Origin of the sequence: Streptomyces sp. NBC_01497 (assembly GCF_036250695.1) — a bacterium.
In the GTDB taxonomy this organism is placed as follows: Bacteria; Actinomycetota; Actinomycetes; order Streptomycetales; family Streptomycetaceae; genus Streptomyces.
Map to the genome: position 1 here is coordinate 6011562 of NZ_CP109427.1, position 18893 is coordinate 6030454.

Sequence of the window (18893 nt, forward strand, 5' to 3'; positions counted from 1 at the left end):
CGCCCCGCGCACGGCGCCGGGGCCGGTATCGGTGAGGCGGGCATCGGCGGGGCGCCGGGCGGGCAGGGGATCGGCACTCAAGGGTCCTCCTGGAACGCGCAGGGGGGAGCGGGACGGGAGCGGAGCACGAGCAGGACGCGGGCGGGGCGCCGGCGGGACGCGAGCGCGCCGGGTGGCCGGGGTGGCCGGGCCGGTCCGTCCGAAAGGAGCGTCGCCGCCCCGGTGTCGCCCGCTCTACTCTTTCGGCCTGAGCCGAATCACCGCCGCCGGGAGACGACCCCCGCCATGCCGCTCCACCTGCACCTGCGCACCGAGGACCTGGCCCGCTGCCGTTTCGCGGTGTCGCCGCTGTGCCAGACCCATGAGGCCCTGCGGCTGCTGCGCCGCACCGGGCGGCACCGCTACCACCGCGCGTGGCTCGCCCGGGTACGGGCGGTGGCGGACGGACTCGACCTGTCCGACCTGTGGCTGTTCATGCCCCGGGGCCGTGGGTACACGCCCGATTTCCTCGGGCCGCCGCCCGTCGGCCCCGCCGGAGTGTTCGAGGACGAGATCGCACGGATGCGGGCCACCGACCCGGCCATGGCCCGGGTGGAGATGGCGCGTTCGCTCCAGTGCACGCCCGGGGCGCTCGAATCGCCGCGCGGACAGCGGCTGCTGGCGGATCCGGCCGCCGCCGTGGGCCTGCTCGCCGATGTCACCGAGCGCGCCTGGCGGGCTCTGCTCGCGCCCGACTGGCCCCGGTTGCGGGGCCTGTTGGAGGCCGACATCGGCTACCGGTCCCGGCGGCTCGCAGCCGGGGGACTCGAAGCGCTCTTCGCCGACCTCGACACACGGGTGGTGTGGTCGGCGGACAGTGGGACTTTGCGGGTGGGAGACGTGTTTCCCGGTTTCCCCGTGACACAGCGGCTGGACGGGCGAGGTGTGCTGCTGATGCCCAGTGTGTTCGTGTGGCCGGACGTCGTCAGTGGTTTCGCGCCGCCGTGGCAGCCGACGATCCTGTATCCGGCGCGGGGCATCGGACAGCTGTGGGGCCGGGGCGAGTGGTCCGGCGCCGCGGGGACGGCCGCGGGGGAGAGGGCCGCCGAGGCCGTCCGGGCCCTCGGGCGGCTCCTGGGCGCGAACAGGGCCCGGCTGCTGGCCGGTCTCGACGCGCCCGCGTCCACCACGGAACTGGCGCACCGGCACGGCCTCGCGGCCTCGTCCGTGTCGGAGCACCTGGCGGTGCTGCGCGGCGCGGGGCTGCTCACGTCACGGCGCCACGGCCATCAGGTGCTCTACGAACGGACGGACCTCGGGCGCCGACTGGCCCGCCCCGCCGGGTGACCGGCACACACGGACGGCTCCCGGCACACACGTGCCCCGCCCGGCGCTCGCGGACGGCTCCCGGCACACACGTGCCCCTCCCGGCACACACGTGCCCCTCCCGGCACACACGTGCCCCGCCCGGCGCGCCCGGACGGCTCCCGGCGCGGAGCCGGGGGCCGGCTCACTGTCAGGGCCGTGGGGGCGATCCCGCGCAGGCGGCCGCCACCCGGTGCGACTCCGGTATCCGCCCGTCTCACGCGGCGAACCGCACCCGGCCGCCCAGCTCGATCTCGCCGTTCGGCGCGGGCGCCGTCAGCAGCTGGGAGCCCCTGCCCTGGGTGATGTTGAGCGCCCGGCCGAGGTGCGCCGTCAGCAGGAGGGCCGCCGCGCCGGTGGCCTCGTCCTCGACGATCACCTCGTCGCGGCGCGGGAACGCGCGCGCCCTGACGCGGCCCGCCGCCTCGTCCTCCCATGCCCACGCGTACAGCCAGCCCTCGCCGGGCGGCGGCGCGGGCAGCGCGTCGACCTCGGCGGGCGAGTCGAACCGCCGCAGCGTGCGCGGCGGTACCCACTCGGGACGCGCCGTGATCCAGGTGAACTCGCCGTCCTGGCGTACCCACACCTCGCCCGCCTCGACGTGCACCGACTCCACGTCGAGCAGCCAGGCCGCGCCGACGAGGGGGTGTCCGGCGAACGGGAGCCGCAGGCCCGGCGCGTAGATGTCGACCACACCGCGCTCCGGGTCGTCCACGAAGACCGTCTCGCTGTACCCCAGCCGGTCCGCGAGGGCTTGCCGTGCCGGCCGCTCGCGGTACGCCCTGCCGTCCCTGACGACCCCCAGGGTGTTGCCGTGCCGCCCGTCGGCGGCGCAGAAGACCCGCAGGACGTCGAGGTCCTTCACGGGCTCTGCCCGCTGCCGTTGGTCTGTCACGCGGGAATTCAAGCATCCCCGCGCGGCCCGACTCTCCTTGGGGATCGCTTGACCAAATTTTGACCTGTGCTAATGGATCACGTGGCCGTTCGGTGACCGCGATGCGCCGGTACGTGAGAAATGAGATCCGGATCACTGGACGTGCGGCTTTGGGTCAGGTAAGCCTTCGTTAAGTTAGGCATGCCTCGCTTCGGCGGGTGTACCGGGCCGACCGGTCCGCCCCCGTTGCGACACCTCGTACCGCGTTGCCGTACCGAACGCGGAGAACCGCAGCACCGAACACCGCAGTACCGAACCGCAGCACCGAACACCGCAGTACAAGGGCCGCCGCCACGGACCAACGCCCCACCGTCGTCAAGAACACGAGAAGTACAGGCGTCAAGAACCGCCGCCGTACCGCACCACGCCCGCCGTCCCGAACCGTCGTCGCACCGACCCCATCCGTGGAGCCCCGCATGCGCCCTGTCCGTCTCTCCGTCGTCACCGCCGCCGCGGCGGTGGCCGCCCTGACCGCCGTCACGGGATGCGCCGACAAAACCGACGCCGCCTCCGGCGGTGCGAAGGGCGGGGACGGCGCCGTTCACGTGACCGCCAAGGACGACTCCTGCACGGTCTCGAAGACGACCTTCCCGGCCGGCCACCTCCAGCTCGCCGTCGAGAACCAGGGCTCACGGGTCACGGAGGTCGAACTCCTCTACCCCGACGGCCGGATCGCCACCGAGCGGGAGAACCTCGGCCCGAGCACCCGCGCCACCGTCACCGCCGAGGTGAAGGCGGGCACCTACAACATCGCCTGCATCCCCGGCATGAAGGGCGAGGGCATACGCAAGAAGGTCACGGTCACCGGCGGGACGGCCGCCAAGCGGAACCCCGCGATGGACGCCGCGGTCAACGCGTACCGCGTGTACGCGCAGGCACAGGCGGACGACACGCTGCCCAAGGTGAAGGTGTTCACGGACGCCGTGCGCGCGGGTGACATCACCGCCGCCCAGAAGGCGTTCGCGCCGTCCCGCGTCGGCTGGGAGCGCACCGAGCCGGTCGCCGAGTCCTTCGGTGACATCGACCCGAAGACCGACACCCGCGCCGACGGCCTGGAGCCCGGCCAGAAGTGGACCGGCTGGCACGCGCTGGAGAAGCAGCTCTGGCAGGACAAGAAGCTCTCCCCGAACGCGAAGGCGCTCGCCGACCAGCTGGACGCGGACCTCGCGAACTGGCAGCAGCGTGTGGGCAAGGCCGTGATCACCCCCACCTCCATGGCCAACGGCGCCAAGGAACTGCTGGACGAGGTCGCCACCAGCAAGATCACCGGTGAGGAGGACCGCTACAGCCACACCGACCTGTCCGACTTCCAGGCCAACGTCGACGGCGCGCAGAAGGCGTACGAACTGCTCAAGCCGATCGCGCAGAAGAACGACCCCGCCCTCGTCACCGAACTCGACAAGCAGTTCACCGCGATCGACCAGCTCCTCGCCAAGTACCACGACACGAACAGCTCCGACGGGTTCCTGGCCTATACGAAGGTCACCGCGCCCCAGCGCAAGGGACTGTCCGACGGTGTCAACGCGCTGGCGGAACCGCTGTCGAAGCTCGCCGCAGCGGTTGTGAAGTAAGCCGCTGTGAACGAGACCTCCCCTCAGACGCCGGACCCCGACGACGGCCGGGACCAGCAGCGCCCCGCGCCGTCGCGGCGTGCACTGCTCGGCTGGGGCGGTGCCGGGCTCGCGCTCGGCGCCGCCGCGGCGGGTGGCGGTGTGGCGGCCGCGATGAGCGGCTCCTCCGACGCCCCCGCGCCCACGTCGGCCGCCGACACCGGCGCGGCGGTCGCCTTCCACGGCGCCCACCAGGCCGGCATCGCGACCCCCGTCCAGGACCGCCTGCACTTCGCGGCGTTCGACGTGACCACCAAGGACCGCGCGGAACTCGTCCAGTTGCTCAAGGACTGGACGCGGGCCGCCGAGCGGATGACGGCCGGGCGCGAGATCGGCGGCGGCGCGGTACCGGCCGTCGCGGAGGCACCGCCGGACGACACGGGGGAGGCCGCCGGACTCAAACCGTCGCGGCTCACCCTCACCGTCGGCTTCGGCCCGTCCCTCTTCGCGGACGGCCGCTTCGGGCTGGACGGCCGGCGGCCGGACGCGCTCGTCGACCTGCCGAAGTTCCCCGGCGACAACCTCGAAGCGGCCCGCAGCGGCGGCGACCTGTGCGTGCAGGCGTGCGCGGACGATCCGCAGGTCGCGGTGCACGCCATCCGCAACCTCGCGCGGATCGGGTTCGGCACGGTCGCCATCCGCTGGTCGCAACTCGGGTTCGGCAAGACGTCGTCCACCACCCCCGGCGCCCAGACCCCACGCAACCTCTTCGGGTTCAAGGACGGCACCGACAACATCGCGAGCACCGACACCGCGCTCCTCGGCCACGACGTGTGGGTCGGCGCGGACGAAGGACCGGGATGGATGACCGGCGGCTCCTACCTGGTGGCCCGCCGGATCTCGATGCACATCGAGGTGTGGGACAGGGCCGCCCTGAAGGACCAGCAGGACGTGTTCGGCAGGACCAAGGGCGAGGGCGCGCCGTACGGGGGCACCCACGAGCGCGACAAGCCCGACCTCGCGAAACTGCCGCCCGCCTCCCATGTGCGGCTCGCCCACCCGGAGTCCAACGGCGGTGCGCGGCTGCTGCGCCGGGGCTACTCCTACACCGACGGGACCGACGGCCTCGGCCGGCTGGACGCCGGGCTGTTCTTCCTCGCCTACCAGCGCGACGTACGGCACGCGTTCATCCCGGTGCAGCAGCGCCTCGCGCGCGCCGACGCGCTCAACGAGTACATCCAACACGTTGGTTCCGCCGTCTTCGCGATCCCGCCGGGCGTCCGTGACAAGGACGACTGGTGGGGCAGGGAGCTGATGACGGCATGACGGCCGCATGAACGACGACACGAGCAGCACGCACGACGGCACGAAGGCCCTCGTGCGGCACGGAACGCACAGCACGGTGCGTCCCATTCGCGGAAGGAGCCCGATGTGTTCGCCAACTACCTGATCGGCCTGCGCGAGGGGCTTGAGGCCAGCCTGGTCGTCTGCATCCTCATCGCGTACCTGGTGAAGACGGGCAGGCGCGACGCGCTGCGCCCGATCTGGTTCGGCATCGGGGCGGCCGTCGTGCTGGCCCTGGCCTTCGGCTGCGCCCTCGAATTCGGCTCGCAGGAAATGACGTTCGAGGCGCAGGAGGGCCTCGGCGGCTCCCTGTCGATCGTCGCGGTCGGCCTGGTGACCTGGATGGTCTTCTGGATGCGCCGCACGGCCCGCCACCTCAGGGCCGAACTGCACGGCAAGCTCGACTCGGCGCTCCAGATGGGCACCGGGGCGCTGGTCGCCACCGCGTTCCTCGCGGTGGGCCGCGAGGGGCTGGAGACCGCGCTGTTCGTGTGGGCCTCCGTCCGCGCGTCGTCCGACGGCACCCCCGCACCGCTGATCGGGGTGGTACTGGGACTGCTGACGGCGGTGCTGCTCGGCTGGCTGTTCTACCGGGGCGCCATCCGCATCAATCTCGCCAAGTTCTTCACCTGGACCGGCGGGATGCTGGTGATCGTGGCGGCCGGGGTCGTCGGGTACGGCTTCCACGACCTCCAGGAGGCCAACATCCTGCCCGGCCTCACCCACCTGGCGTTCGATATCAGCAACACGATTCCGCCCGACAGCTGGTACGGCACCCTGCTCAAGGGCGTGTTCAACTTCCAGCCGGACCCGACCCTGCTCCAGGCCGTGGTGTGGCTCGTCTATCTGGTACCGACCCTCGCGCTGTTCCTCCTCCCGGTAGGGTTCTTCGGACGGGTTGGGTCCACGAGGTCCGGGAAGCAGAAGACGACCGATGAGAAGGCCGATTCGAACGGCGTGGCTCGCGATGGCGGCCACGACGGTGCTGTCACTGGCGGCGAGCGGATGCGTGACGGTGCACGGGGAACTGGCGGTCGTCCCGTCGGTGAAGCGGAGTGAGGCCGAGAAGGCCCTGACCGCCTTCGTCGCCGCGTACAACGCCGCGGACAAGAATTACGACCCGGCCCTGGACAAGGGCCGGGTCACGGGCGCGCTGGGCGCGATCAACCAGGCGGGGCTGCGCTCCCACGCGATCACGAGCCCGGACGGGAACAAGCAGCACCGCGATCTGGTGCTGGGCGACGCCAAGTTCACGATCCCGAAGAAGGCGGGCTGGCCCCGCTGGTTCGTGGCCGACACGGCCCCCGCGGGACAGCAGCGGACCGGCGCCGACGAGGTGCGCTGGCTCGTGGCCTTCGTCCGGGAGGGCCCCGACACCGGCTGGAAGGCCGCCTACCTCACGAGCCTGGCGGCCGGAGCGATACCCCGGTTCGCCACCGACGCCGACGGTTACGCGGTGCCCGCCGCCGGCAAGGCCGGCGCCCTCGCGGTGCGGCCGGCCGAACTGAGCGCCGACTACGCCTCGTACCTGCAGACGGGCCGGCCCGACGACTTCGCGCCCGGCCCGCACACCGACCAGTGGCGCGCCGCGCGCGCGAAGACGGCGAAGCAGACGGCCAGCACCATGCAGTACGTCGACCAGCCCCTGAACGACGGTGACTTCACGCCGCTGGGACTGGCCACGAAGGACGGCGGCGCGTTCGTGTTCTTCGCGACGCGCTACTACCAGCGCCAGACCACGGCTTCCGGCTACCGCCCCCAGGTGCCCGCCGACGTGGTGCCGCTCCTGCACGGCACGGCACGCACGAAGCTCACCAAGGAGTGGATGTCGAGCCAGGCCGCGGAGGTGCCCAAGACGGGCCGGGTCACGATCGTCAGCCGGCTGGAGGGCGTGACCGGCGCGACGGGTTCCTGAGCGGAGACGACGCCCGAGGCCACACGCCGAGGCCGAGGCCCGGCCCTACGACGACGCCTGGCGCGTTGTCGGCACTCGGCCCGATCCGCCGCCCGACGTCCCGCCGCAAGCCTCCTGGCGCGTTGGCGGCACTCGGCCCGGGGCCGACGCCCGGCCCTACGACGACGCCTGGCGCGTTGGTGGCACTCGGCCCGGGGCCGAGGCCCGGCCCGATGCCGCCGCCCGACGTCCCGCCGCAAGCCGACGCCTGGCGCGTTGGCGGCACTCGGCCCGGGGCCCGGTTTGGCGCAGCGGCTTCGTGAAGTCGCTGGGCGCGCACCCGCTGGGCACGGGCCCGGCGCGATCGCGCCCCGCCACGGTGCCGGCGCACAGCCGGGACCCTCGGCGCCGCGCCGCGCCCCGCTTCAGCGGCGGGCCCCCGCCCGCCTGCCGCTGCCCGCCTCCTCGGCCGCCTCCTCCGCCGCGGCCCGGTCCGCCTCCCGCGCCGCGTACCACGCGCACGCGTCGGTCAGCGCGCCCAGCAGGGTCAGCGGGTCCGGACGCGGGTGCCCGGGGCCGCGCAGCCACGCCACACCCCCTTCCCCCGGCAGCCGGGAGGGCGGCAGCAGGACGTAGCTGCCCCGGCAGTGCCAGCGCAGCCCCGGATGCTCCGCCATCGTCTCCGGATGGCAGTCCAGCGCGCACGGCCACCACTCGTCCTCGTCCTGCGGCCTCCCGCGCGTCTGCGTGAAGAACAGCATCCGGTCCCCGCCCGCGGCCGCGACCGGGCCCACCTCGACGCCCCGCGCCACCAGCCGCTCCAGCGCCCGCGCTCCGGCCTCGGCCGGCACGTCGAGCACGTCGTGCGTCCGGCCCGTGGCCGTGACGAAGTTCGCGGCCGGAAACGCCCGCGCCCAGCGCTCGACCTGTGCGGGCTCCGTCGTCGACTGGCTCCCCCAGGCCGACGACACCGGGTGCGCGGCCGGTGCGGGGCACCCGACCCGGTCGCACGAGCAGCGGTGGCCCAGCGGGTGCGCGGCCGGGGCGAGCGGCAGCCCCGCCGCGGCGGCGGCCAGCAGTAGTTCCTCCCGCGCCGCGGCCCCGCCCGCCGCAACCTCCCCGTCCCGCCCGCCTGCCCGCCCGCCCGGCAGCGCGCGCCGCAGCCGCCGCGTCCAGTGCTCCCCCGACCACCGGGAAGTCCCCCTACCGCCGTCCATGGGTCCCCTCACCACTCGCCGCCTGTGATGCCCGGCATCGTCGCACCCTCCGGCCCCGGCCCAGCCGCCCTCCCGGCGCCGCCGGGGGGCCGACCAGCCCGCCCGTCCCGGCCCCGTGCCCCGGAACCACCCGAACGGATGGCAGCGCGGGGCGGGGTGCGCGGCGGACCATGGCGGTGACGCACAACGACGTGCGCCACCACTGTCCGTGAGGAGACCCCGTGTCCCGTGACGCCTCGCCACGCCGCTATCTGATGTGTCCGCCCACCCACTTCAGGGTCAGTTACTCCATCAATCCCTGGATGGACCCGGCCAAGCCGGTGGACGTGTCGCTCGCCGTCGCGCAGTGGGAGGACCTGCGCGACCGGTACACCGCCCTCGGGCACACCGTCTCGCTCCTGGACCCGCACCCGGACCTGCCGGACATGGTGTTCGCGGCGAACGGCGCCACCGTCGTCGACGGCCGGGTCCTCGGCGCGCGCTTCGCCCACCAGGAACGTACGGCGGAGGCGCAGGCGCACCTCGCCTGGTTCCGGGCCCGGGACTACGCCGACATCCACGAACCCGCCCATGTCAACGAGGGCGAGGGCGACTTCGCGGTGACCGCGTCGTTCATCCTCGCCGGGCGCGGCTTCCGCTGCTCGCCGCTCGCGCACGACGAGGCGCAGGAGTTCTTCGGCAGGCCCGTCATCGGCCTGGACCTGGTCGACCCGCGCTACTACCACCTCGACACGGCGCTGTGCGTGCTCGACGACGCGGCCGACGAGATCATGTACTACCCGGAGGCGTTCTCGCCCGGCAGCCGGTCCGTCCTCGCCCGCCTCTACCCCGACGCGCTGGTCGTGGACGGCGACGATGCCGCCGTCCTCGGCCTCAACGCCGTCAGCGACGGCCTGCACGTCCTGCTGCCGACCGCCGCGACCGGGCTCCTGCGGCCCCTGCGTGAGCGGGGGTTCGAGCCGATCGGCCTCGACCTGTCGGAGCTGCTGAAGGGCGGCGGCAGCGTGAAGTGCTGCACGCAGGAGCTACGCATCTGAGTCGCCCGCGGACCCCGGCTCCCCGGGGGTGTGACGGGGCGGCGGCCACGCGTCGCCCCAGTCCGTGTCCCGCGCCGCCCGGTACAGCGCGCCGTGGCGCTTCGTCACCGTCTCGCGGCGCAGTCCGTCCTCCACCGTGCACAGGTCCAGCAGCACCTGCCCCTTCCTGAGCTGTGGCCTGCGCACGACCCGGGCCGGCGCCGGCGCGGGGGAGAGCCCACCGGCGGCGGCATCCGCGTGCCCGCCGTCCGTCCCGCCCTCGTCGTCGCCGCCCGCGCGCACCGCCGCCACGTAGCTGAACTTCTCGTCCTCGTACGGCAGTGAGCCGCCCTTGACCTGCCGGTGCAGCGAGGACCTGCCGACCCGTGCCGCGAAGTGGCACCAGTCGGCGCCGCGCTCGATCGGGCAGGCGCCGTCGTGCGGGCACGGCGCCGCGACGGTGAAGCCCGCCGCGATCAGCAGGTCGCGTGCCGCCATGATCCGCTCGTACCCGTCCGGGGTGCCCGGCTCCACGATCACCACCGCCCGCGCGGCCCGTGCCGCGCCCGCCACCAGCGCCTCGCGGTCGGGCGGCGCCAGCTCCTTGAGTACGTAGCCGACGGTGAGCAGGTCGCTCGGCGGCAGCTCCCCGCCCTGCGCACCGATCCGGGCCCGCCGCCACGCGGTACCCACGAGCGCGGGCACGCCCGCCGCCAGGTCCCTGCCCACCGCGAGCGCGGGCTCCGCCCAGTCGAGGACCGTCGTCGGCCGCCCGCCGGGCCAGATCGCGCCCGCCGCCCAGACGGCGGCGCCGGTACCGCCGCCGACGTCCAGGTGGCTGCGCGGGGCCCAGCCGGGTGCCGCGTCGGCGAGGGCGCCGAGGGCCGCCCGTACGGCCTCGAAGGTGGCCGGCATCCGGTACGCGGCGTACGCGGCGGCGTCGGACGCGTCGCGCAGCACGGGCGTGTGGGTGGGGGTGGTGCCCCGGTACGTGGCGATCAGCCGGTCGACTGCCGCCGCCGCCCGCGCAGGCGGCAGTCCGTCCAGCAGGCCGGCGAGTGCGCCGCGCAGGGTTCCTGAGGTGGGGAGGATCGCGTTCACCGCGGAATTCTAGACTCGTGGCGTACGGCGCGGGCACGACGAGTACCGCGACGGGGACACGGCACGGAGAGGGCGGCGGGTGGCGGTGGCAGGTGGGGACCGTGCGGGAACGGGCGACGGCGGCACGGACGGGGGCGCGCCGGCGGCGGGCCGCCCGGTGACGGCGGGCGGCGGGAACGGCCGCCCGGCGCACGGGGCGGACGGGGGCGGGGCGCCGCACCCGGCGGGCGCCACCGGCTCCCTCGACGTCACCGCCCGGCTGCGCCCGCCGGGCGGCCCGGGGACACCCCCCGCGCCGGGCCGCTCGCTCATGACGCGCCCGCTGCTGGTGCTGTTCGCGATCGCCGCGGGCGCGGCGGTCGGCAGCCTCTACTACGCACAGCCGCTGCTCGGCGTCATCGGCGGCGACCTCGGTGTGGGAGACGGCACGGTCGGCCTGCTGGTGACGGCGACACAGGTCGGTTACGCGCTCGGCATCCTGTTCATCGTGCCGCTCGGCGACCTGCGCCAGCGGCGCCTCCTGATCCCCGTGATGATGGTCCTTTCGGCGCTCGCGCTGGGCGCCTGCGCCGTGGCGCCCGGCATCGGGACGCTGGCGGGCGCCCTGATCGCCGTCGGGGTCACGACCGTCGCCGGGCAGATACTCACGCCGCTCGCCGGTGATCTCGCGGACGACGCGTCGCGCGGCAAGGTCGTCGGGATCGTCGTCAGCGGCATCCTCACCGGCATCCTGATCGCGCGGATCTTCGCGGGGCTCGTCGCCTCCGCGTTCAGCTGGCGCGTGGTGTTCCTGGTGGCGGCGGCCGTCGCGCTCGTGCTGGCCGGGCTGCTGTACCGGTTCATCCCGAAGCTGCCGCCCCGCTCCACCACCCTGTCCTACCGCGCGCTGCTGAAGTCGGTGTTCTCGCTGATCGCGCACGAACCGAAGCTGCGCATCAGCATGGTCTTCGGGATCTTCGGCTTCGCGGTGTTCACGATGCTGTGGACGTCGCTGACCTTCCTGCTGTCGGGACCGCCCTACAACTACCCGACCGCCGCCATCGGCTTCTTCGGTGTGGCCGGGCTCATCGGCGCGCTCGCCGCGCAGGGGGCGGGGCGGCTGCACGACCGGGGCAGGTCCGTGGTGGGCGTCGGCCTCGCCTGGGTGCTGATCCTGGTGTCGTGGGTGGTCATCGGGTTCGGCGGGCACGTCCTGGTGGTGCTGGTGGTCGGCATCATCGTGCTGGACATCGGCATCCAGGGGCAGAACATCCTGGCGCAGTCCCGCGTCTTCCAGATCTCCGCCGAGGCGCGCAGCCGCCTGAACACCGCCTACATCGCGGGCAACTTCGCCGGCGGCGCGATCGGCTCCGTCGTCGCGACGATGACCTGGGACGCGGGCGGCTGGACCGCCGTGAGCGTCACCGGCGGCGCGCTGTCACTGGCGGCGCTGCTCGTCTGGGCGCTCACCCGGCGGGGCGCGCTGCGGCCGTGAACCGGGGCGCAGCGGCGTCCGTCCCCCGGGACGGCTGGGGGACAATGACGCCATGCGCTACCGAGTCCTCGGCACAACCCACGCATTCCGCGACGACGGCGCGCCCGTCGCCGTCGGAGGCGCGCGCCTGCGTGCCCTGCTCGCGGCGCTCGCGGTGCGTCCCGGCCGTACGGTCCCGGTCCACGCCCTCGTCGCACAGGTCTGGGACGGCGACCCGCCCGCCGACGGCGTCGCCGCGCTCCAGGCCCTGATCGGCCGGCTGCGCAGGGCCCTCGGCCACACGGCGGTGGAGTCCGGCGAGGGCGGCTACCGGCTGTGCGCCGCCGAGGACGACGTCGACGCGTACCGGTTCACCCGTCTCGCCGCCGAGGGCACGCGAGCCCTGGAGGCGGGCGACCCGGTGAAGGCGAGCACGCTCCTCTCGGACGCCCTCGCGCTGTGGCAGGGCCCCGCCCTCGCCGACCTGCCGGATGGTACGAGCGAGGCCACCCGCTGGGAGACCCGCCGCAAGGAGGCGCACCGCACCCACCTGGCCGCATCGCTCGCCCTCGGCAGGGCCGACGAGGTGCTGCCCGAACTGACCGCGCTGTGCGACGAGTTCCCGCTCGACGAACGTGTCCAGGCGCTGCGGATCAGAGCCCTGCGCGACGCCGGCAGACCGGCCGAGGCGCTGGCGGCGTACGAGGGGATGCGCCAGGGGCTCGCGAGCCGGCTGGGCGCGGACCCCGGCCCGGAACTGCGCGCGCTCCACGGTGAGCTGCTCACTCTTGCCCCCGCCTCCCCGCCGCGAACGCCCCGGGTCCCGTCGGGCGGCGGCGGGACGGGCGGTCCCGGCGGGCGGACGGCTTCCGGCTCGTCCACCGCCGGCGCCGCCGGTTCGGCCACCGCCGGCGCGGAAGGCGTCCGCACCCCCGAAGCGGGGCCCCCGCATGTCCCGGGGAACCTGCGGGCCCGGCTCACCTCGTTCGTCGGGCGTGAGGCGGACATCGCGGCCCTGCACGAGGATCTGGCGCGGGCCCGCCTGGTCACGCTGCTCGGCCCGGGCGGCGCCGGGAAGACCCGGCTCTCGCAGGAGGCGGCCGAGGCCGCGGGCAGCCCCGCCTACCCGGACGGGGTGTGGCTGGCGGAACTGGCCCCCGTCGAGGACCCCGCCACCGTCCCCGAGGCCGTTCTCACCGCGCTCAGGGCCCGCGAGACCGTACTGCGCGGCGCGGGCGCCGAGGGGCTGCGCGCCGCCGACCCGCACGCGGGCGAGCCGCTCGCCCTCCTCGCGGAGCATCTGGGCCGTCGTCGGATGCTGTTGATCCTGGACAACTGCGAGCATGTGGTGGGTGCGGCGGCGGAGGTGGCGGAGGCGCTGTTGACCCGGTGCCCCGGATTGACGGTGTTGGCGACGAGTCGTGAGCCGCTGGGGGTGCCGGGTGAAGTGGTGCGTCCGGTGGGGGCGTTGGGCGTGGATGCGGCGTTCCGGTTGTTCGCGGAGCGAGGGCGTGCGGTGCGGCCCGGGTTCGTGGCGGGGGAGGACCGGGCGGCGGTGGGGGAGATCTGCCGTCGGCTGGACGGGTTGCCGCTGGCCATCGAGTTGGCGGCGGCGCGGTTGCGGGTGCTCTCGCCGCGGCAGATCGCGGACCGGTTGGACGACCGTTTCCGGTTGCTGAGCCGGGGGAGCCGTACGGTGCTGCCGCGCCAGCAGACGCTGCGTGCCGTGGTGGACTGGTCGTGGGATCTGCTGGACGCAAGCGAGCGGGCGGTCCTGCGGCGGTTGTCGGTCTTCGCGGGCGGGTGCGATCTCGCCGCGGCCGAGGCCGTCTGCACGGACACCCCAGATTATGCGGACACCCCGGATCATGCGGATACCTCGGAGTATGCGGGGACCCCGGACCGTGCGGGCACCCCAGAGGCCCCGGGCAGCCGTCCCCGCGCGCACGACGACGACATCGCCACCGTCCTCGGGTCCCTCGTCGACAAGTCCCTGGTCGTCGCCGTGCCCGCGGCCCGGCCCGACACGGGGATGCGCTACCGCCTGCTGGAGACCGTCGCCGAGTACGCAGCCGAGCGGCTGGACGAGGCCGGCGACCGGGCCGCCACCGAGCGCGGGCACCTGGTGCACTACCGGGAACTGGCCCGTACGACCGACCCGTTGCTGCGCGGCGCCGGTCAGCGCGCCGCGCTCGACCTGCTCACGCGGGAGTACGAGAACCTGAGGACGGCCCTGCGCAGGGCGCAGGCGTCCCGCGACGAACACGAGGTGCTGTGCCTCGTGCTCTCCCTCAGCTGGTACTGGCAGATGCTCGACCAGCGCTCGGAGGCGCGGCACTGGGCCGCGGGCGCGTGTGAGCTGGGCCCCGACCCGTTCGCGGAACCCGCGCGCCCCGCTCCGCCGATCCACCAGCGGTGCATCGACGCGCCACCGCCGATGTCGGACGAGCTGCTGGAGGAGGCGCGGCGGGAGGTGCGGCTGTTCGAGATGCTCAACGCCGACCTGTCCGGCGGCGTCTGGCTGGCCGGGCACGAGGAGTGGCTGCACACGGTCGCCCGGGTCTACCGGGCCGGGCTGCCGCAGACCTGCCGCCCTCCCGGCATGTTCTGGCTCCTGGCGCTCCTGTTCACCGGCGACGAGGACGGTGTGACCGCCGCGATGGACGAAACGGCGCGGGCGTGCGAGGAGTTCGGCCTCGAATGGGACCTCGCGAGCATCCTGCAGATGCGGGCGAACTTCCGCGCCAACCGGGGCGCCTTCGCCGAGTCGGCGGCCCGGGACGCGGAGCGGGCCCTCGCCATCTTCGAACGGCTCGGCGACGCCTGGGGCACGGCCGAGTCGCTGTCCGCGCGGGGCGAGGCGTACGAGAAGCTCGGCCGCCACGCGGACGCCGCGGCGGACTACGTGGCGGCGGTCCGCTACGCCGAGGGTCTCGGCGCGCTCCACCATGTGGAACTGCTGCGGGTGCGGCTCGCGCAGAACCTGGTCGAGCTGGGCCGGGGCGCGGAGGCCGAGGCCATGCTGCACGAGGTGCTGGACGCGCACGGCGCCGAGGACAGCGGCACCTCGAACCACGACGTGGTGCCGATCACCCGGGTCTTCCTCGCGACCTGGCTCGGCCGGTCGGGGCGCAGGCAGGAAGCCCGCGAACAGCTCTTCGCGGCCCAGCAGTCGTTCGGCAGCGGGCCCCTGCTGGTCTTTCAGGGGCTGGTCAGGTCGGCACTGTCCTGGCTGGACGTGGAGGACGGCGCGTTCGGCCAGGCCCTGGAGCGCATCCGCGCGTCGCTGGAGGAGCCCGTCCCGCGCCTCGCGCGGTTGATGGCCCCGGAGATGGGCGCGGTGCAGGTGCTGATCGCGGCGCGGGCCCTCGCTGGTGTCGCGCTCACGCGTGCGGCCGGACCCCGGCCCGGAGCCGGAGCAGAGACCGGCGCGGAGGCCGGGACGGGCAGGACGGCCCGTGACGCGGCACGCCTGCTGGGTGCCTACGAGGCACTGCTCCCGGTGGGACACGTGCGGAGCCCCTTCGAGGCGGAGGTGTTCCAGGCCGCGGAGAAGGAGACGCTGACCGCTCTGTCGGGTGACGCGGCGGCCCACGCCGAGGCCCGCGCGGCGGGCGCCGTCCTCTCCCTGGAAGAGGCGACGGCACTGGTCTGACCGGGTGGCCCGGACCACGCCGCCGCCTCCCGGGGGCCGCCCCCGCGCGGCCGGCCCCCGCCGGTCCGCCGTACGTCCCCCTGTGACGTACGGCGGGATGCGCCCTGTCGCACGGCCGACGGCCCGCCGCGCGCCGCGCTCCCGCGCGGCCCAGGGCGGGCATCCGGCCGTTTCCCCCGGCCGTCCGGCGGGCGCCGTCAGAGGCGCCCGCCGGACGGCCCGGCGACTCAGGTCTTGTTGCGGAACTTGCGGACCGCCAGCGGGGCCATCACCAGCGTGATCCCCGCGGCCCAGCCGAGCGTCATCAGCGCGGAGTGCGCCACCGGTCCGCCGTCGATCAGGCCACGGGCCGCGTCCGCGAGGTTGGAGAGCGGGTTGTAGTCCGTGAAGCCCTGCAGCCAGCCCGGCATCGTCTTGGTCGGGGCGAAGATCGAAGAGCCGAACTGCAACGGCATCAGCACGAGCATCGCCACGCCCTGCACCGCCTGCGACGTCTTCATGGTCAGGCCGAGCAGCATGAAGATCCACATAAGCGCCGCGCCGAAGGCCAGGGAGAGTCCCACAGCGGCCAGCAGGCCCAGCACCGACGTCTGCACGGTCATGCCGAGCGCGAACCCCATGCCCAGCAGGATCGCCGTGGCGACCAGCATGCGGCCTATCTCCACCACGATCTTCGCGATCAGCACCGACGAGCGGGCGATCGGCATCGTGCGGAAGCGGTCCATGACCCCCTTGCGGAAGTCGTCGTTGACACCGCTGCCGACGGCCATGGCGATGTTCATGCCCATCATGGCCATCAGTCCCGGCACGACGTAGTTCAGGTAGTCGTGCCGGTCACCGCCGAGGCTCGCGCCGACGGAGCCGCCGAACACGTACACGAACAGCACCGTGAAGATGATCGGCATCAGCAGGACGTCGAACATCGACTCCGGGTCCTGGCGGATCTGCAGGACGTTGCGCCGCACCAGGGCGCCGATGTGCCGCAGGTTCGCCCGCAGGCCGATCCTGCCGTCGTCCGCTGCCTGGGCCGAGGCGAGCCGCGGCGCGGAGGCCGGGGCGGGTGAGGGCGAACCGGGGCCGTGCGAGGGGCCGTGGCCCGTCGCCGGCTGCGTCTGCGCGCTCGTAGACGTCGTACTCATACGGCGACCCCCTCAGTCTCGGTCTCGGCGGTCCACGTGGTCTGCGCGCCGCCCGTCGTCTTCTCGCCCGTGATCGCCAGGAACACCTCGTCCAGGCTCGGCAGGTGCGTGCCGATGTGCGCGATCGAGAAGCCCCGTCCGCCGAGCACACCGATCACCGCCGTCAGTTGTTCGTCGCTGAGGATCGGCACGTACAGCACGCCCTCGTCGGGCACCGCCGTGGCGCCCGCGACCCCGTCGAGGCCCGTCTCGGCGAGTGCCTGCGCCATCTGCGGCAGTTCCCCGGGATCGGTCGGGGTGATCTTCAGCGTGCGGCCGCCGACCCGCGCCTTCAGGTCGTCCACCCGGCCGCCGGCGATGACCCGCCCCCGGTCGAAGACCGTCAGCTCGTCCGCGAGCTGCTCGGCCTCCTCCATGTACTGCGTGGTCAGCAGCACGGTCGCCCCCTCGCCGACCAGCCGCTGCACCTCGTCCCACACCTCGTTGCGCGTGCGCGGGTCGAGGCCGGTGGTCGGTTCGTCCAGGTACAGGACGGACGGCCGGCCGATCATGGAGGCCGCCAGGTCGAGCCGGCGCCGCATGCCACCCGAGTACTGCATGGCCGGCTTCTTGGCCGCCTCGGTCAGGGAGAAGCGCTCCAGGAGCTCGTCGGAGCGGAGTCGGGCCTCGCGCCGGGGCAGGTCGAGCAGGCGCCCGATCATGTAGAGGTTCTCCCAGCCGGAGAGCTTCTCGTCGACCGAGGCGTACTGGCCGGTCAGGCCGATGGTGCGGCGCAGCTGCCGGGGCTGGCGCAGGACGTCGTACCCGGCGACCCTCGCGGAGCCCGCGTCCGGCTGCAGGAGGGTGGACAGGATGCGTACGAGCGTGGTCTTGCCCGCGCCGTTGGGTCCGAGTACGCCGAGGACGGTGCCCTCGCGCACGTCGAGGTCGACCCCGTCGAGAGCCTTCGTGCCCTGGGGGCCGCCGAACTGCTTGACGAGCCCCCGCACCTCGACGGCGATGCCCCTGCGGCTGGCGCTCGGGTTCTTGTCGATTCGCGTCATGTCCACCATGGGACCAGCCGCCACCGACAGCGCACCGACATGCCACCGACACCCCGGGCCGGACGGGCGGTCTCACCGACATATCGCCGACAGCTCGCCGACATATGTCCGAGTATCGGCGGCAGGCCGTGCGCCGCGGTCGGCCCGGGGCCGGAATCCGACCGGGTGCGGGTATGCGGCGGCCCGCCGACGGGGGACGTTCGGCGGGCCGCCGGTGGTGCGGGCAGTGGCTCAGTGGAAGGTGTGCTCCTCCTGCGGGAACGTTCCTCCGACGACCTCGTCCGCGAACGCGCGCGCCGCGTCGCCCAACGTCTCGCGCAGGTTCGCGTACTGCTTGGTGAAGCGCGGCACACGGCCCGGCGTCAGCCCGGCCATGTCCGTGTAGACGAGCACCTGCGCGTCGGTCAGGGCGCCCGCCCCGATCCCGACGGTCGGGATGTGCAGGCCGCGCGTGACCTCGGCCGCCAGCTCGCCCGGGACCAGCTCCAGCACCACCGCGAAGGCGCCGGCGTCCTGGACCGCCTTGGCGTCCCGCAGCAGCTGCTGGGCCGCCTCCTCGCCCCGGCCCTGCACCCGGTAGCCCATCGCGTTGACCGACTGCGGGGTCAGGCCGATATGCCCCATCACCGGGATCCCGGACGCCACGAGCAGCGAGATCTGCTCGTGCGAACGCTCGCCGCCCTCCAGCTTCACGGCGCCCACGCCCGCGTCCTTCACCAGGCGCGTGGCGCTGCGCAGGGCCTGCACCGGTCCCTCCTGGTACGAACCGAAGGGCAGGTCGGCCACGATCAGCGCGCGCTTCGTGCCGCGTACGACGGCGGCCGACAGCATCGCCATCTCGTCGAGCGTGACGGGCACGGTCGTCTCGTACCCGAGGTGGCAGTTGCCCATGGAGTCGCCCACGAGCATCACCGGGATCCCGGCCTCGTCGAAGACGGACGCCGTCATCGCGTCGTACGCGGTGAGCATGGGCCACTTCTCACCGCGCTCCTTGGCGGCGGTGATGTCGTGCACGGTGATCCTGCGGGAACTCTTGCCGCCGTACAGTGCCTTGCCGCTGCTGTCGGCAGGTGTCGGAGCCTGTTCGTTCCGCGCGGACTCGGCGGGGGGAAAAGTCATGGCCGAAGGCCCTTTCGTCATCTCAAGGCGCCCTGACGGCGTCCCTGGACCACTTCCATGGTGGCACCTGCGGGCGGGCGCGGG

General features: G+C 73.9%; 14 protein-coding genes. 8 read left to right on the top strand and 6 right to left on the bottom strand.

Annotated elements, in window-relative coordinates; all coding sequences use genetic code 11:
• Positions 1–285 precede the first annotated feature (285 nt).
• Positions 286–1326, top strand: a complete 1041-nt coding sequence (locus OG310_RS25380; protein WP_329458166.1) for an ArsR/SmtB family transcription factor — start codon at positions 286–288, stop codon at positions 1324–1326.
• Between the two features lie 235 nt (positions 1327–1561).
• Here the strand turns inward: OG310_RS25380 and OG310_RS25385 are convergent, their stop codons facing one another.
• Complete coding sequence (locus tag OG310_RS25385) at positions 1562–2239, bottom strand: PhzF family phenazine biosynthesis protein (RefSeq protein WP_329458167.1); 678 nt, start codon at positions 2237–2239, stop codon at positions 1562–1564.
• A 455-nt stretch (positions 2240–2694) separates the two neighbouring features.
• On the opposite strand from OG310_RS25385, the gene efeO reads away from it, so the two are divergent.
• The 4 genes from efeO (at position 2695) to OG310_RS25405 (ending at position 7087) form a co-directional block, all read left to right on the top strand.
• Complete coding sequence (gene efeO / locus OG310_RS25390; protein ID WP_329458168.1) at positions 2695–3849, top strand: iron uptake system protein EfeO; 1155 nt, start codon at positions 2695–2697, stop codon at positions 3847–3849.
• A 6-nt stretch (positions 3850–3855) separates the two neighbouring features.
• The gene (gene efeB, locus OG310_RS25395) at positions 3856–5154 is read left to right on the top strand and encodes an iron uptake transporter deferrochelatase/peroxidase subunit (protein ID WP_329458169.1); all 1299 of its coding nucleotides are present in this window, start codon (positions 3856–3858) and stop codon (positions 5152–5154) included.
• A gap of 105 nt (positions 5155–5259) precedes the next feature.
• The gene (gene efeU / locus OG310_RS25400) at positions 5260–6231 is read left to right on the top strand and encodes an iron uptake transporter permease EfeU (RefSeq protein ID WP_329458170.1); all 972 of its coding nucleotides are present in this window, start codon (positions 5260–5262) and stop codon (positions 6229–6231) included.
• Positions 6140–7087: a hypothetical protein gene (locus OG310_RS25405; RefSeq protein ID WP_329460377.1), complete on the top strand. Its 948-nt coding sequence runs from the start codon at positions 6140–6142 to the stop codon at positions 7085–7087. The genes efeU and OG310_RS25405 overlap by 92 nt, the downstream gene beginning before the upstream one ends.
• 404 nt (positions 7088–7491) lie before the next feature.
• On the opposite strand, the gene OG310_RS25410 is transcribed toward OG310_RS25405, so the two are convergent.
• Positions 7492–8283 carry a bifunctional DNA primase/polymerase gene (locus tag OG310_RS25410; protein WP_329458171.1) on the bottom strand — a complete coding sequence of 264 codons (792 nt, stop codon included), beginning with the start codon at positions 8281–8283 and terminating at the stop codon, positions 7492–7494.
• A 221-nt stretch (positions 8284–8504) separates the two neighbouring features.
• Here OG310_RS25410 and ddaH point away from each other — a divergent pair, with 221 nt between their 5' ends.
• Entirely contained in the window at positions 8505–9320 is an 816-nt protein-coding gene (gene ddaH, locus OG310_RS25415) for a dimethylargininase (RefSeq protein ID WP_329458172.1), read from the top strand.
• Here the strand turns inward: ddaH and OG310_RS25420 are convergent.
• The gene (locus OG310_RS25420; protein WP_329458173.1) at positions 9309–10400 is read right to left on the bottom strand and encodes a small ribosomal subunit Rsm22 family protein; all 1092 of its coding nucleotides are present in this window, start codon (positions 10398–10400) and stop codon (positions 9309–9311) included. The two genes, ddaH and OG310_RS25420, sit on opposite strands and share 12 nt — an antisense overlap.
• A 79-nt stretch (positions 10401–10479) precedes the next feature.
• Here OG310_RS25420 and OG310_RS25425 point away from each other — a divergent pair, with 79 nt between their 5' ends.
• On the top strand, positions 10480–11874 hold the full coding sequence (locus OG310_RS25425) for an MFS transporter (RefSeq protein WP_329458174.1): 1395 nt from the start codon (positions 10480–10482) through the stop codon (positions 11872–11874).
• Between the two features lie 52 nt (positions 11875–11926).
• Positions 11927–15508, top strand: a complete 3582-nt coding sequence (locus OG310_RS25430; RefSeq protein WP_329458175.1) for an AfsR/SARP family transcriptional regulator — start codon at positions 11927–11929, stop codon at positions 15506–15508.
• Positions 15509–15735: 227 nt separating this feature from the next.
• On the opposite strand, the gene OG310_RS25435 is transcribed toward OG310_RS25430, so the two are convergent.
• The 3 genes from OG310_RS25435 to panB all read right to left on the bottom strand — a co-directional run bounded on the left by OG310_RS25435 (position 15736) and on the right by panB (position 18809).
• A complete protein-coding gene (locus OG310_RS25435; RefSeq protein WP_329458176.1) occupies positions 15736–16647 on the bottom strand; it encodes an ABC transporter permease in 912 nt (303 codons plus the stop codon).
• Complete coding sequence (locus tag OG310_RS25440; RefSeq protein ID WP_329458177.1) at positions 16644–17699, bottom strand: ATP-binding cassette domain-containing protein; 1056 nt, start codon at positions 17697–17699, stop codon at positions 16644–16646. The genes OG310_RS25435 and OG310_RS25440 overlap by 4 nt, the downstream gene beginning before the upstream one ends.
• Before the next feature lie 222 nt (positions 17700–17921).
• The gene (gene panB / locus OG310_RS25445; RefSeq protein WP_329458178.1) at positions 17922–18809 is read right to left on the bottom strand and encodes a 3-methyl-2-oxobutanoate hydroxymethyltransferase; all 888 of its coding nucleotides are present in this window, start codon (positions 18807–18809) and stop codon (positions 17922–17924) included.
• Positions 18810–18893 lie beyond the last annotated feature (84 nt).

Bases quoted from the DNA above. Each gene is read 5' to 3' on its own strand.
- panB (WP_329458178.1), bottom strand. From the start codon at position 18,809: ATGACTTTTCCCCCCGCCGAGTCCGCGCGGAACGAACAGGCTCCGACA.
- efeO (WP_329458168.1), top strand. From the start codon at position 2,695: ATGCGCCCTGTCCGTCTCTCCGTCGTCACCGCCGCCGCGGCGGTGGCC.
- OG310_RS25410 (WP_329458171.1), bottom strand. From the start codon at position 8,283: ATGGACGGCGGTAGGGGGACTTCCCGGTGGTCGGGGGAGCACTGGACG.
- OG310_RS25440 (WP_329458177.1), bottom strand. From the start codon at position 17,699: ATGGTGGACATGACGCGAATCGACAAGAACCCGAGCGCCAGCCGCAGG.
- OG310_RS25380 (WP_329458166.1), top strand. From the start codon at position 286: ATGCCGCTCCACCTGCACCTGCGCACCGAGGACCTGGCCCGCTGCCGT.
- OG310_RS25430 (WP_329458175.1), top strand. From the start codon at position 11,927: ATGCGCTACCGAGTCCTCGGCACAACCCACGCATTCCGCGACGACGGC.
- OG310_RS25405 (WP_329460377.1), top strand. From the start codon at position 6,140: ATGGCGGCCACGACGGTGCTGTCACTGGCGGCGAGCGGATGCGTGACG.
- OG310_RS25435 (WP_329458176.1), bottom strand. From the start codon at position 16,647: ATGAGTACGACGTCTACGAGCGCGCAGACGCAGCCGGCGACGGGCCAC.